Origin of the sequence: Microbacterium alcoholitolerans (genome assembly GCF_050408615.1) — a bacterium.
Lineage (GTDB): Bacteria > Actinomycetota > Actinomycetes > Actinomycetales > Microbacteriaceae > Microbacterium.
Map to the genome: position 1 here is coordinate 751,388 of NZ_JBNTKD010000001.1, position 13,560 is coordinate 764,947.

Below are 13,560 nucleotides of genomic sequence, written 5' to 3' on the forward strand. Positions count from 1 at the left end.
TTCCTATACCTTCCGAGCGATGTTCTGCTGAGAACCGCGCAGGCGGCCGGCTTCTCGTCCTGAGCATTGGGGTAGGGGCCCCACTCTGCGAAGGAGGAGAAGTCGGCCGCCGAAGCAGCACCAGATGTCAGCCGCGAGGCTTCTCGACCATTTCCGTGGTCTCGATCTCGTCGCCGACCTGGATGTCGTTGTACTTGCCGAGGCCGATACCCGCCTCGAAGTCCGTGCGGACCTCGGTGACGTCGTCCTTGAATCGGCGCAGCGACTCGATGGCCAGGCCATCGGCGAGCACCACGCCGTCGCGGATGACGCGCGCCTTGGCGTTGCGCGTGATCGTTCCCGAACGGACGATGACACCGGCGATGTTGCCGAACTTCGAGGAGCGGAACACCTCGCGGATCTCTGCCACACCCGACTGGACCTCTTCGAACTCGGGCTTGAGCATGCCCTTGAGCGAGTTCTCGATCTCGTCGATCGCGGAGTAGATCACCGAGTAGAACCGAACGTCGACACCCTCTCGGGATGCGGCCTCGCGGGCCTTCGTGTCCGGGCGGACGTTGAAGCCCACGATGATCGCATTGTCGATCGTCGCCAGGTTCACATCCGACTCGGTGATCGCACCGACACCGCGGTGGATGATCCGCAGCTGGACGGAGTCATCGACCTCGATCTTGAGCAGCGACTCCTCGAGCGCCTCGACGGCACCCGAGACGTCACCCTTGATGATGAGGTTGAGCGTCTCGACCTTGCCCTCTTCGAGAGCACGGGTGAAGTCCTCGAGCGAGATGCGCTTGCGGGCCTTGGCCAGCAGGGCGTTGCGCTCGACGGCCTCACGCTTCTCGGCGATCTGGCGTGCCATGCGGTCCTCATCGGTGACGATGAAGACGTCACCGGCGCGCGGGACCGAGTTCAGACCCTGCACCTGGACCGGACGCGACGGCGCGGCCTCTTCGACCGACTCGCCGTTCTCGTCGAGCATCGCCCGGACGCGACCGTACGCCGTGCCCGCGACGATCGAGTCGCCGACGCGCAGCGTTCCGGACTGGATCAGCACGGTGGCGACCGAACCGCGACCCTTGTCGAGCTTCGCCTCGATGGCCACACCGCGTGCATCCTTGTTGGGGTTCGCGGTGAGGTCGAGACCGGCGTCAGCGGTGAGCAGAACCGCGTCGAGCAGTTCCTGGATGCCGGTGCCGGCACGAGCCGAGACGTCGACGAACATGACCTCTCCGCCGTACTCCTCCGCGACCAGGCCGTACTCGGTCAGCTGCTGACGGACCTTGGCCGGGTTGGCCTCGGGCTTGTCGACCTTGTTGACCGCGACGACGACCGGCACACCGGCCGCCTGAGCGTGGTTGAGCGCCTCGACCGTCTGCGGCATGATGCCGTCGTCGGCCGCGACCACCAGGATCGCGATATCCGTGACCTGTGCACCGCGGGCGCGCATGGCGGTGAACGCCTCGTGACCGGGGGTGTCGATGAAGGTCACGGCACGCTCGATGCCGTCGTGCTCGGTCCAGATCTGGTACGCACCGATGTGCTGGGTGATGCCGCCGGCCTCACCCTCGATGACGTTCGTCTGACGGATCGCGTCGAGCAGTCGGGTCTTACCGTGGTCGACGTGGCCCATCACGGTGACGACCGGGGGACGGATCTCGAGGTCGTCCTCGTCCTCTTCCGCGAGCTCCTGCTCGAGGTTCAGGCCGAAGCCCTCGAGGAGCTCCTTGTCCTCGTCCTCGGGCGAGACCATCTGGATCTTGTAGCCGAGCTCTTCACCGAGGACCTCGAAGGTCGCCTCGTCCAGCGACTCGGTGGCCGTGGCCATCTCGCCGAGGTTGAAGAGGATCGTGACGAGCGTTCCGGGCTGCACGGTGTAGCCGCGCAGCGCCTCGAGCTTGTCGGCGAAGTCGGCGATCGACGCACCGCGACGAAGACGGATCGTCTCGCCGTTGCCCTTCGAGACGTTGACGCCGCCGACGACCGGCGCCGACCGCATCTCGAATTCCTGCCGCTTCGCCCGCCGCGACTTGCGCTGCTTGCTCTTGCCGCCGCCCTTGCCGAAGGCACCTGCGGTACCGCCACCGGGGCCGCGACCGCGACCGCCGCCGCCGCCGGGACGACCGGCGAAACCGCCACCGGGACGTGCACCGGGGCCGCCGGCACCAGCACCGGGACCGCCGCCGCCGGGACGACCGGGGCCGCCGGTGCGCTGCTGGAACGGTGCACCGGGACGACCGCCCTGACCGCCGCGGGCGCCACCGGGACGACCGGGGCGCGGAGCGCCGACGCGGGGCGAGCCGGGGCTCGGAGCCTGCGGACGCGGGATGTTCCCCGGCGTCGGTCGCTGGCCCATGCCCTGCTGCGAAGCGAAGGGGTTGTTTCCCGGCCGGGGTCCTGCCGGGCGTGCGCCCATACCCTGAGCGGACGAGAACGGGTTGTTTCCGGGGCGAGGCGCGCCGGGGCTGGGAGCACCACCGGATCGGGGGGCGCTTCCGCCGGGCTTGGGCGCGTTGCCACCGGGCTTCGGCGCACCTGCACCGGGCTTCGGGGCGACGCCCTCGCTCTGCGGCGTCTCCGCCTTTGCGGACGCCGGGGTCTCCGGAGCCGTCGGCTCAGCCGCAGGCGCATCGGTGGCCTTCTTGGCCGGTCCGGGCTTGGGACCGGGGGTCGGCGCCTTCGGCGCCGCACCGCCCTTTGCTGCGGTCTTGGCCTCGGACTTCGCCGCAGGCTTGGTTTCGGCCTTCTCGGCCTTCGCCGCCGGATCGGCCTCGATCGCGGCGCGCAGCTTGCGCGCCACCGGAGGCTCGACCGTCGAGGACGGGCTCTTCACGAACTCGCCGAGCTCCTTGAGCTTCGCGAGTGCGAACTTGCTGTCGACGCCGAGTTCAGCGGCGATCTCATGCACACGTGGTTTGGCAGCCACAATTCTCCTGTCTGGGTCGGTCCGCCCAGGCAGGGCAGACCACTAGTCGCGGACGGGTCTCATTTCGAGCCGTTCACTTTGTTTCCATAGCCGTTCAGCCTTTGTTTCTCGGACGATGTCGTTCGATGGTCTGCACGTCCGCCGCCTCGGGGAACCCGATGGACGCCGGAACGCGAAGTGCTCGTGCGAATGCCCGTCGCCGCAGCGCGGCTTCGAGACATTCAGGAGTCGGATGCAGCCATGCACCTCTCCCGGGCAGAACGGCTCGCTCGTCGAAGACGAGCTCATCGTTTTGCACAGCCACCCTGACCAGGGCGGTTCGAGAGGCACGATCGCGGCAACCGACACACGTTCGTACAGGTTCCATCTTACACCTCGCCGTGATCGTCCGAACCCGGCTCACCGATGATGAGCGTTCGGCGTGGCGTCACTCCATCACGCTGTCGGGCTGGATGTCGATCTTGGCGCCGGTGAGCTTGGCCGCCAGGCGGGCGTTCTGGCCCTCCTTGCCGATCGCCAGCGACAGCTGGTAGTCGGGGACGAGCGCGCGGACCGCCTTGATGCTGGCATCCAGCACGAAGGACGAGGTGACCTTCGCGGGTGAGAGCGCGTTGGCGACGAAGGTGGCGAGGTCGGGGTGATGGTCGACGATGTCGATCTTTTCCCCCGCCAGCTCCTCGGTGACGGCCCGCACGCGGCGACCCATCTCGCCGATGCACGATCCCTTGGCGTTCACCGAGGGGTCGTTGGCCTTGACCGCGATCTTGGTGCGGTGACCGGCCTCACGGGCGAGCGAGACGATCTCGACGAGACCGCCGGCGATCTCCGGCACCTCGAGAGCGAACAGCTTGCGCACAAGGCCCGGGTGGGTGCGCGAGACGGTGATGGCCGGGCCTTTCATGCCCTTGGCCACGCTCGTCACGTACACGCGAAGCCGCTTGCCGTGCGTGTACTCCTCGCCCGGCACCTGCTCTTCGGGCGGAAGAATCGCCTCGACGGTGCCGAGGTCCACGTGGATCATGCGCGGGTTCGGGCCCTGCTGGATGACGCCGGCGACGATGTCGCCCTCCTTGCCGCGGAACTCTCCGAGCACGGCGTCGTCCGCGATGTCGCGCAGCCGCTGGCTGATGACCTGCTTGGCCGCGTAGGCGGCGATGCGCCCGAAGTCCTCGGGAGTCGTCTCCTCCTCGCCGATGATCGCGCCCTCTTCGTCGCGCACCGGCTGCATCACGGCGACGTGACCGCTCTTGCGGTCCAGTTCGACGCGCACGCCCTCGGGGATGGCGCCGTCGGGCGAGACGTGCTTGCCGTATGCAGTCAGGATCGCCTGCTCGATGATCGACACCAGCTCATCGAAGGGGATCGCCTTCTCCTTCTCGATTCCGCGCAGCAGTGCGAGTTCGATGTCCATCAGCGGCCTCCCTATTCAGCTCTCCCCGTGCGAGAACGCTCCACGGGCATCAGAACAGAATAGCCGAAACCACGGGCGTCGACGATGCTGGACGGGACCATCCGCCTGCCCGCATACTGTGCGACATGGAGCCTCACGACACGATCGTCATCGGCGCGGGCATGGCCGGCGTGACCTGCGCTCGAATGCTGGGCGACGCGGGGATGCGCGTCGTCGTGCTGGAGGGCCGGGATCGGGTCGGCGGTCGCATGCACACCGACCGCACGTGCGGGTTCCCCGCCGACCTCGGCGCGTCGTGGGTGCACGGCATCGAAGACTCTCCGCTGTGGGACCTCGTGCGGGTGCTCGGCATCCCGACTCTGGAGTACACCGTCGGAAGCTTTCAGGTCGGTGGTCGCATGATGACCCACTTCGATGGCGACGGCGCTCTGATGAGCGCCGCGGCGAGCGCGCAGTGGATCGCGGACGCCGAAGCCGTCGACCGGATGCTCGTGGATGTGATCGCGCGATCATTCCCCGGCGAGACGTATGCGGACGTCACCGAGCGCGCACTGGACGCATCCGGTCTCGACGCCGAGCGTATCGACGAGATCCGGGAGTTCTTCCGTCACCGCGTCGAGGAGCAGTGCGGCGCCTGGATCGGCGACCTCGATGCCCACGGTCTCGACGAGGACGGCATCGACGGCGACGAAGTGATCTTCCGGCGCGGTTACGACGAGATCCCCGCTCGCATCGCCGCCGGGCTGGACATCCGCTTCGGTGAGATCGTGACGCGGGTGAGCCGCTCGGCGAGCGGAGTGAGGGTGACGACGACCCGAGGCGAGTATTCGGCGGCATCCGTCGTCGTCACGGTGCCGCTCGGCGTGCTCAAGGGCGGTTCGATCGCGTTCGATCCTCCGCTGCCGGACGAAGTCGCCGGACCCATCGCGCGGCTGGGCGTGGGCGTGTTCAACAAGATCTTCCTGCAGTTCCCCGAGCGGTTCTGGCCGGAGGGCAGCTATCTGATCCGCGCGCTCGGCGAGGCCGGGGAACGATGGCACTCCTGGTACGACGTCTCGGCGATCAGCGGGATTCCGACGCTGCTGACCTTCGCCGCCGGCCCCCTGGGGCGGCATATGCAGCAGCTGACCGAGGACGAGGTGGTCGCGGACGTGCTGCTCGCGCTGCGGAACCTGTACGGGGATGCGGTGGCGCAGCCGATCGCCCAGTGGGTGACGAACTGGGGCGATGATCCCTTCTCAGCCGGTTCGTACTCGCATCTGCCGACCGGCGCGTCCCATCGCGATCACGACGCGTCCTCCGGGCCGGTCGACGGCGTGCTGCACTTCGCCGGCGAGGCCACCTGGGGTCAGGAGCCGGCGACGGTCGGAGCCGCGTACTGCTCAGGGCATCGGGCGGCGGAGCGCGTACTCGGTCGCCGCGTGGATCTCCCCGCTTTCGCAGCCGGGATCGTCGCGCGGGAGAGGACGCAGAGTCGCTGAGCTCGACGAGCTCAGCCTGCGGACGGGAGTTCGTTGATGGCGCGGATCAGCGCGAACAGCGAGCCGACGCTGCGCTGCTCGAGATACATGGCGAGTCGCGGCAGGTCGACGACATCCCCGTCGGTGCGCTCCGCACCCAACGCCTCGATGCGCTCGATGCGTCCGTGTGAGCACATGCCGGAGAATCGCTCGTTCAGGCTCTCGATCTCGGCATCCGTCGGCTCATGCACCAGCCTCAGCACCAGGCGGTCGCCGACCCAGCGCAGGGAGTCGTAGTTCCGCCAGAACCCCGTGACGCTCGCTGCCGCCTCGGTGACGGAGTCGGTGATCAGCACGCGGTCCATGTCACCGGGCGAGATGACTCCCGCGGGCACGAGCTGCTCGTCCACGTAGGTCTTCAGGCCCGTCCAGAATCCGCCGCCCGGTTCGTCCAGTAGCACGATGGGCATCGGCTCGGCCTTGCCGGTCTGCTGCAGTGTGAGCAGTTCGAACATCTCATCCATGGTGCCGAAGCCGCCGGGGAGGCAGATGAAGCCCTGCGACTCCTTGATGAGCATCAGCTTGCGCGTGAAGAAGTACTTCATCGCGACGACCTGTTCGCTCTCGGTGATGATCGTGTTGGCCGCCTCTTCGAACGGCAGCCGGATCGACACACCGAGCGACATCTTCGAACCGGCGCCCTCAGCCGCCGCCTGCATGATCCCGGGGCCGGCTCCCGTCACCACCATCCAGCCGTCCTCGGCGAGCGCCGCGGCGACGTCGCGGGCGTGCACGTACAGTGGATCGTCGTGGCCGGTGCGCGCGGATCCGAAGACGGTCACCTTGGGCACACCGTGGAAGGGCTGGAAGAGCCGGAACGCCTCGTGCATCTCACGCAGCGCCGACGAGGCGATCTTGAGGTTGAGCCGCTCGGTGTTCTCCACGCCGAGCAGCAGCGACGTCTCCAGCATCCGCGTGATCAATCCGCGTTCGGCACGGATGCCGACGAGATCGAGGAGTTCGGTGATCTCGCGGCGCAGATCGTCGGTGACAGAGGCATCGGTCATGCTCTCAGCCTGTCACAGCCCGTCACGGGCAGGACGCGACCGCGGCGGGCGAGTCCTGCGCCGGAGCGGATCAGCTCAGGCGCGCGACGGCATCCGCCGCCGATACGGTCTCGCGCTCGCCCGTGCGACGATCCCACAGCTCGACCTGGCCGTCGGCTGCGCCGCGGCCGACGATGACGATCTTGGGGACGCCGACGAGCTCGGCGTCGCCGAACTTCACTCCTGGCGACACCTTCACACGGTCGTCGTAGAGCACCTCGAGGCGTGCGGCCTCCAGCTGCGCGGCGATGTCCTCAGCGACGTCGAAGGCGACCTGGTCTCGTCCGGCGGCGACGACGTGCACGTCGAACGGCGCGACGGATGCGGGCCAGATGATGCCCTTGTCGTCGTTGTTCAGCTCGGCGATGATCGCGAGGATGCGCGTCACGCCGATGCCGTACGAGCCCATTGTCACGGTCACGAGCTTGCCGTTCTCGTCGAGCACCTTCAGTCCCAGCGCCTCGGCGTACTTGCGTCCGAGCTGGAAGACGTGCCCGATCTCCATGCCGCGCGCGATCGTGACAGGTCCCGACCCGTCCGGCGCCGGGTCCCCGTCGCGGACGCTGGCGATCTCGGCGGTGCCGTCTGCGACGAAGTCGCGCCCGGCGACGACCGTGTGCGCGTGCTTCTGGTCGATGTTGGCGCCCGTGATCCAGCGGGTGCCGTCAGCCACGCGCGGGTCGACCAGGTAGCGGATGCCGGTCGCGGACTCCTCGCCGAGGACGGCGCCCGTCGCGGACCACGGCCCGATGTAGCCGCGCACGAGCAGCGGGTTCCGCTCGAAGTCGGCGTCCGTGGCGGGCTCGACCTCTGCCGGCGCGAAGGCCACTTCGGCGCGCTTCATGTCGACATCGCGGTCGCCGGGGATGCCGACGATGACGAGCTCGCGCGTGCCGTCGAGGTGGATGAGGGCGAGCACGACGTTCTTCAGCGTGTCGGCGGCGGTATAGTCGCCGTCGAGCACGGCGTTGGAGTGAGCGACGAGCGTCTCGATGGTCGGAGTGTCGGGCGAGTCGAAGACGGTCGCCTCTGCGGCGTCGTCCCAGTCGACGGCGGCCGGGGGCGTGGTCGTGTAGGCCTCGACGTTGGCCGCGTAGCCGCCCTCGCTGCGCACGAACGTGTCCTCGCCGACGGGCGTCGGGTGCAGGAACTCCTCGCTGCGGGAGCCGCCCATCGCACCGGCATCCGCCTGCACGATGACGTACTCCAGGCCGAGGCGCTGGAAGATGCGCTCGTACGCGTCGCGCTGTGCCTGGTAGCTCGCGTCGAGCCCCTCGTCCGAGGAGTCGAACGAGTAGGCGTCCTTCATCGTGAACTCGCGGCCGCGCAGCAGGCCGGCGCGGGGGCGCGCCTCGTCGCGGTACTTGTCCTGGATCTGATAGATCGACAGCGGCAGATCCTTGTACGACGAGTACAGGTCCTTCACCAACAGCGTGAATGCCTCTTCGTGGGTCGGGGCGAGCAGGTAGTCGCCGCCCTTGCGGTCCTGCAGACGGAACAGCAGGTCGCCGTACTCCTCCCAGCGACCGGTAACCTCGTACGGCTCGCGCGGCATGAGAGCCGGGAAGTGCACCTCCTGCGCCCCCGCCGCGTTCATCTCTTCGCGGACGACCGCCTCGATCTTGGACTTCACCCGCAGACCCAGTGGCAGCCAGGCGAAGATGCCGGCCGCCTGCGGCCGGATGTAGCCGGCGCGGATCAGCAGCTTGTGACTGGCGACCTCGGCGCCTGCCGGGTCTTCACGGAGCGTGCGGAGGAAGAATTTCGATAGACGAGTGACCACGAGATGATTCTAGTGACCGCGCCCACCCGCCCTTGCCGCGGTGTCAGTTCAGCGCGCGAGTGTCCTCCGGGATCACGCCGTTCGCGTACAGGTCGGTCGCCAGGTCCTGCAGCCGGGTCAGTGCGACGCGCTGCGTGACCGGGCCGTACGAGATGCGGCTGACGCCGAGCGCCTCATACTCGGCTGCGGCGAGCGCGCCGGGCAGGCCGATCACGCTGACCTTGTTCACGCCGATCCCCTCCACGAGCGCGCGCGTCGCGTCGGCGTCGAGCACACCCGGCACGAACACGGCCGTGGCGCCGGCGTCGAGGAACGCGCGACCTCGCTCGACCGCATCCGCGAGCTTGTCGTCGAGCGGCTTGTCACCGCCGCGCACGATGGCATCCGTGCGCGCGTTGAGCGCGAAGGGAACCCCTTCCGCCTCGGCGGCCCTGACGATCGCCTCGACCTGCGCGACCGACTCCGCGAGCGGCTTCAGACGGTCCTCGATGTTCGCGCCGACGATGCCGGCGCCGATCGCGAGACGGGTCGTCTCCCCCGCGTCGCCGTAGCCGTCGTCGAGATCGGCGGAGACCGGCAGGTCGACGGATGCCGCGATGCGGCCCACCATGTCGATCATGATCTCCCGCGGGATCTGCCCGTCCGGATACCCGAAGGTGGCGGCGATCGAGTGCCCGGCGGTGGCCAGTGCGCGCGTCTCGGGGAGCGCGGCGACGGCCTTCGCTGAGACGACGTCCCAGATGTTGACGACTCGGAGGATCTCCGGCGCCTCGTACAGTCCGACCAGCGTGCGTGCCTTGTCTGCGTTCGTCATGACTCCACGGTACTGCGCGGCACGGAGTGCGGGGCCGCGGACCCTGCGTAGGGTGGGAGCATGCCTCAGCGCCGATCGCACGTCGCCCCTTCAGCCGCGCAGAGTGACCTCGCTGCAGCTCTCGCCGAGCTGCGCGTCGAGATCGATGCGCCGACCGAATTCTCAGCAGAAGCTCTGGCCGAAGCCGAGGCGGCGAGCGCGCCGGAGCCCGAGCTCGACCTGCGCGAGGTGCCGTTCGTCACGCTCGACCCCGCGGGCTCGAAGGACCTGGATCAGGCTTTCCACCTCGAACGCGCCGGGAACGGCTTCCGGGTGCGGTATGCGATCGCCGATGTTCCGTCGTTCGTGAGGCCGGGTGGCGCGGTGGATGCCGAGGCGCGCCTGCGCGGCCAGACCCTGTATCTGGCAGATGGCAGCATCCCCCTGCATCCGCGCGTGCTCTCGGAGAACCGCGCATCGCTGCTGCCGGACGTCGAGCGGCCCGCGCTGGTGTGGACGTTCAGCTTGGACCACGGCGGCCTCGTCTCGCAGTTCCGCCTGGAGCGGGCGCTGATCCGGTCGCGTGCGCAGCTCGACTATGTCACCGCGCAGGCTGCGCTGGACCGGGGTGAGGAGGGTCCGATCGCCCTGCTGCGCGAGGTGGGACTCCTGCGCCAGGCACAGGAGTCCACCCGCGGCGGCGCGAGCCTGAACCTGCCCGATGAGGAGGTCGTGCAGAAGGAGGACGGCACTTATGTGATCGAGCGCCGTCAGCCGCTGCCGGTCGAGGACTGGAACGCACAGCTCTCGCTGATGACCGGGATGGCCGCGGCCGAGCTGATGGTGGATGCCGAGGTCGGCGTGCTGCGCACGATGCCGGCGCCCGACGAACAGGCCTTCGCGCGGTTCCGTCACCAGACCGAAGCGCTCGGGCGTCCGTGGGCCGAGGGCGGATACGGCGAGTATCTGCGCAGCCTCGACCGCGCCGACTCCCTGACGCTGCCGGTGCTGGAGGCCGCGGCGTCCCTGTTCCGCGGTGCGGGTTACGTCACCTTCGACGGGAGCGTGCCGGATGACATCCAGCAGGCCGCGATCGCCGCGCCGTACGCCCATGCCACCGCTCCCCTGCGGCGGCTCGTCGACCGCTGGTCGCTGGCGATCTGCCTGGCGCTCTCGAACGGTCGGGAAGCTCCGTCATGGGCGCGGGAGTCGCTGGCGGAGCTGCCGGAGCTCATGCAGCAGTCAGGTCAGCGGGCATCCCGGCTCAATGCCGACACGATCAACCGGGTGGAGGCGGCGCTGCTGCGGCCGCTGATCGGTCAGACGGTAGAGGCGACCGTGATCGAGATGCGCGGCGAGGAACGCGCGGCGGTGCAGATGGCCGAACCCGCGGTGACCGCGACGGCTCCCGTGCCTGCCGGGACCATCCCGGGCGAGACGGTGTCGTTGCGACTGGTGAGCGCCGACATCGCCAAGGGCGCGGTCGAGTTCGCCGCGTGAGCGGGCATGGTGGCCGGTTGAGCCGTGCGCAGTCCGCGTGGGTGGAGGCGCACCTGGGCGACGTCGAGTCTGTGCGCGACATGTCGTGGAATCTCGTCGCATCGATCGTGCTGCACCTGCGCGGCCGCGGCGGCGACGTCGTGGTGAAGGCGGGAGACGAGACGAATCACCACATCGGCCGTGAGATCGACGCGCACGACGGGTGGACGCGGCCGCTCGTGGCGACGGGACACGCAGCACGACTGATCGATTCGGATGCCCGCGAGCGGGTGCTGCTGCTGGAGTATCTGCCGGGTGTGCTTGTCGAGGGAACGGATGCCGAAGGGCATCCCAGCACCTACGCGCAGGCGGGCGCTCTGCTGCGGCGCCTGCACGATCAGGCACTGCGGACCGATGCCGAGCACGAGACGCGAGCGAACGCGCGCGCTGTGGCGTGGCTGGACGGAGAGCACAGGGTGGATGCCGCGGCGGCGGCGCGCGCCCGCGGCATTCTCATGGCTGACCCGGCTCCGCCCGTTGACGTCGTGCCGACACACGGGGACTGGCAGCCGCGCAACTGGCTGATCGACGGCGGCTCCGTCCGCGTCATCGATTTCGGGCGCTTCGCGTTCCGACCGGCAGCGACCGATCTGACCAGGCTCGCGGCCAGGCAGTGGCGTGGCCGTCCGGATCTGGAGTCGGCGTTCTTCGAGGGGTACGGCGAGGACCCTCGGGTTCCGGAGCGTCGACGCATGGAGGCGCTGCGCGAAGCCGTCGGCACCGCGTGCTGGGCGTTCCAGGTCAGCGACGAGGTCTTCGAAGCGCAGGGGCATCGGATGCTGGCGGAAGCGCTCACCGCGTTCTGAGCAGGTGCTCTGTCAGCCGAACATCTCGGGAAGGACTCCGCAGAACTCGTCGAAGTGGCTGTACCAGACGGTGTGCGCGGCGCCGCGGATGCCCCTGACATCGACGCCGTGTCCCCGGAGACGCTCGGCATCGGCGTCTGTCACGAAGCTGCTGGGCTCGGCGCGCACCAGGATCGATCCGGGTGCCGGGAGGTGCTCGACCGACGCTCTGGAGGAGATCGACGCCGCCGTCATCGGGTCGAAGCGTCCGGCCGCGCGCGCCTCGACGATGGCATCGGTCTCGCTGTAGAACGGGCGACTGGAGCGCAGCCAGGCGGGGTCGGCTCGGTTGCGACGGTCCGCCTCGTACTGTGCGGCGAGCGCCTGCTGATCTTCGCCGCCCTCGAACGCACACACCGTGTCTACGTAGATCGCGCGCGCGATCTGCATCCGCTCGGCGACGGCGGCCAGAACTGTCCCACCGTACGAATGCCCGATGCCGTCGATGCGCGCTCCCGGTGCGAGAGATCGCACGGTCTCGACGACGTCATCCGCCACCGAGGCGATGGAGCAGTCGGCATCCCGCGGAGACATGCCGTGTCCGGGAAGATCGAGGGAGATGACCCGGAAGCCGTTTCGCTCCAGCGCCGGCGCGATGCGCCACCAGCTCTCCGCTGAGCCCATCATTCCGTGCAGCAGCAGGGCGACGCGGCCGCCCTCTCCGGTCTCGATCGCGTGCAGGAGCATCCGGCCAGTCAATCACGCGGTGCCCGCCATAACTCCGGAGATCTGCCCGGGGCCAGACCGAATCGGGGATGAACCGCCCGAAATCCTGCGGATCTCCGGAGTTGCGGCGGGGCACCCCGCGGTGTGATCAGTGATCGGATGCCGCGGGCGTCGCCGTCGTGGTCATCACCAGCAGCTGCGGATCGCTGAGATCCAGCGACACCGAGATCGACGAGAACTCGTCGAGTGAGCCGACGTGCGTTCCGCCGCAGAGGAAGCCGACCGCCCCCTCGGGCAGTTCGCACCGCCACGTGCGGCGGTCGATGATGCTCGGTCCGTCTACATCGATGCGGCTCGCCCCGGCCGAGCCGACCCACGATGCCAGCCGCGCGTTGATGCGCTCCTCGCGGTCGGCCAGCGACGCGGCAAAGCCCTCGGAGTCGAAGCCGGCCTTGCGCAGGCTCTTGCCCAGCCGGTACTCGTCAACGCTGCCGTCCGCGTGTATGCGACTCGACTGGTTCGCACGGCCCTCGAAGTCCGGGTTGCCCAGCGGGTCCGTCGCGATCTCCTTGCGCCACAGATCCGCCAGCGCCGCATCCAGCGCCAGCGATGCCAGATGACAGGCCGTATGGCCGCGACTCAGAGCGGCCCGGCGCCCAGCATCCACAGCCAGCGTCGCCCGCGCGCCCACCGCGATCTCATCCGGAATCGCGTCCTCGATCCGATGACCGACCAGCCAGGTCCAGCCCTCCGCGCCGCGCTTGACGGGGATCTCGGTGCCGACCGCCAGTGCGCCTTCATCGCTCACCGCCGCCATGACAGCCTCCGCCACCCTCGCCGTCGCTGCTCCGGCGCTGATCGTGCCGGAGTCGCCCGGCTGATCCGGCCAGGTGTGATCGATCGGGTGAAACGGCGTGGCATCCACGACGACGACGGATGCCTCCCGGTCGACCAGGAGCACCTCGCCCTCGCCTGTGATGGAACCGTCGGGGAACGAGACGCGCGTCGACTGCATGCTGCCAACGCTACGCGAC

At 68.9% G+C, this 13,560-nt stretch carries 11 protein-coding genes; 3 read left to right on the forward strand and 8 right to left on the reverse strand.

What is annotated here, in order from left to right; translation table 11 throughout:
* Positions 1-127: 127 nt before the first annotated feature.
* From infB to nusA, 3 genes are all read right to left on the reverse strand, one after another.
* The gene (infB, locus tag ACQUSX_RS03685; protein WP_428905610.1) at positions 128-2,923 is read right to left on the reverse strand and encodes a translation initiation factor IF-2; all 2,796 of its coding nucleotides are present in this window, start codon (positions 2,921-2,923) and stop codon (positions 128-130) included.
* Positions 2,924-3,017: 94 nt separating this feature from the next.
* Positions 3,018-3,290 (reverse strand): YlxR family protein, encoded by a 273-nt coding sequence (locus ACQUSX_RS03690; protein WP_428905611.1) that lies wholly within the window; start codon positions 3,288-3,290, stop codon positions 3,018-3,020.
* 60 nt (positions 3,291-3,350) lie between these two features.
* A complete protein-coding gene (nusA, locus tag ACQUSX_RS03695; protein ID WP_428905612.1) occupies positions 3,351-4,334 on the reverse strand; it encodes a transcription termination factor NusA in 984 nt (327 codons plus the stop codon).
* Between the two features lie 125 nt (positions 4,335-4,459).
* Between nusA and ACQUSX_RS03700 the strand changes: the two genes are divergently transcribed.
* Positions 4,460-5,815, forward strand: coding sequence for a flavin monoamine oxidase family protein (locus ACQUSX_RS03700; RefSeq protein WP_428905613.1), 1,356 nt, complete (start codon positions 4,460-4,462; stop codon positions 5,813-5,815).
* A gap of 11 nt (positions 5,816-5,826) precedes the next feature.
* On the opposite strand, the gene ACQUSX_RS03705 is transcribed toward ACQUSX_RS03700, so the two are convergent.
* The 3 genes from ACQUSX_RS03705 to ACQUSX_RS03715 all read right to left on the reverse strand — a co-directional run bounded on the left by ACQUSX_RS03705 (position 5,827) and on the right by ACQUSX_RS03715 (position 9,497).
* The gene (locus tag ACQUSX_RS03705; protein WP_428905614.1) at positions 5,827-6,861 is read right to left on the reverse strand and encodes an LOG family protein; all 1,035 of its coding nucleotides are present in this window, start codon (positions 6,859-6,861) and stop codon (positions 5,827-5,829) included.
* A gap of 70 nt (positions 6,862-6,931) precedes the next feature.
* Positions 6,932-8,683, reverse strand: a complete 1,752-nt coding sequence (locus tag ACQUSX_RS03710; protein ID WP_428905615.1) for a proline--tRNA ligase — start codon at positions 8,681-8,683, stop codon at positions 6,932-6,934.
* Between the two features lie 43 nt (positions 8,684-8,726).
* On the reverse strand, positions 8,727-9,497 hold the full coding sequence (locus ACQUSX_RS03715; protein ID WP_428905616.1) for an isocitrate lyase/PEP mutase family protein: 771 nt from the start codon (positions 9,495-9,497) through the stop codon (positions 8,727-8,729).
* Positions 9,498-9,557: 60 nt separating this feature from the next.
* On the opposite strand from ACQUSX_RS03715, the gene ACQUSX_RS03720 reads away from it, so the two are divergent.
* Together ACQUSX_RS03720 and ACQUSX_RS03725 are read left to right on the forward strand one after the other, a co-directional pair.
* Positions 9,558-10,976 carry an RNB domain-containing ribonuclease gene (locus tag ACQUSX_RS03720; RefSeq protein WP_428905617.1) on the forward strand — a complete coding sequence of 473 codons (1,419 nt, stop codon included), beginning with the start codon at positions 9,558-9,560 and terminating at the stop codon, positions 10,974-10,976.
* 17 nt (positions 10,977-10,993) lie between these two features.
* Positions 10,994-11,821, forward strand: coding sequence for a phosphotransferase (locus ACQUSX_RS03725; RefSeq protein ID WP_428905618.1), 828 nt, complete (start codon positions 10,994-10,996; stop codon positions 11,819-11,821).
* 12 nt (positions 11,822-11,833) lie between these two features.
* Here the strand turns inward: ACQUSX_RS03725 and ACQUSX_RS03730 are convergent, their stop codons facing one another.
* Positions 11,834-12,547 carry an alpha/beta fold hydrolase gene (locus tag ACQUSX_RS03730; protein ID WP_428905619.1) on the reverse strand — a complete coding sequence of 238 codons (714 nt, stop codon included), beginning with the start codon at positions 12,545-12,547 and terminating at the stop codon, positions 11,834-11,836.
* A gap of 127 nt (positions 12,548-12,674) precedes the next feature.
* A complete protein-coding gene (locus ACQUSX_RS03735; RefSeq protein ID WP_428905620.1) occupies positions 12,675-13,541 on the reverse strand; it encodes a hypothetical protein in 867 nt (288 codons plus the stop codon).
* Positions 13,542-13,560: the final 19 nt, after the last annotated feature.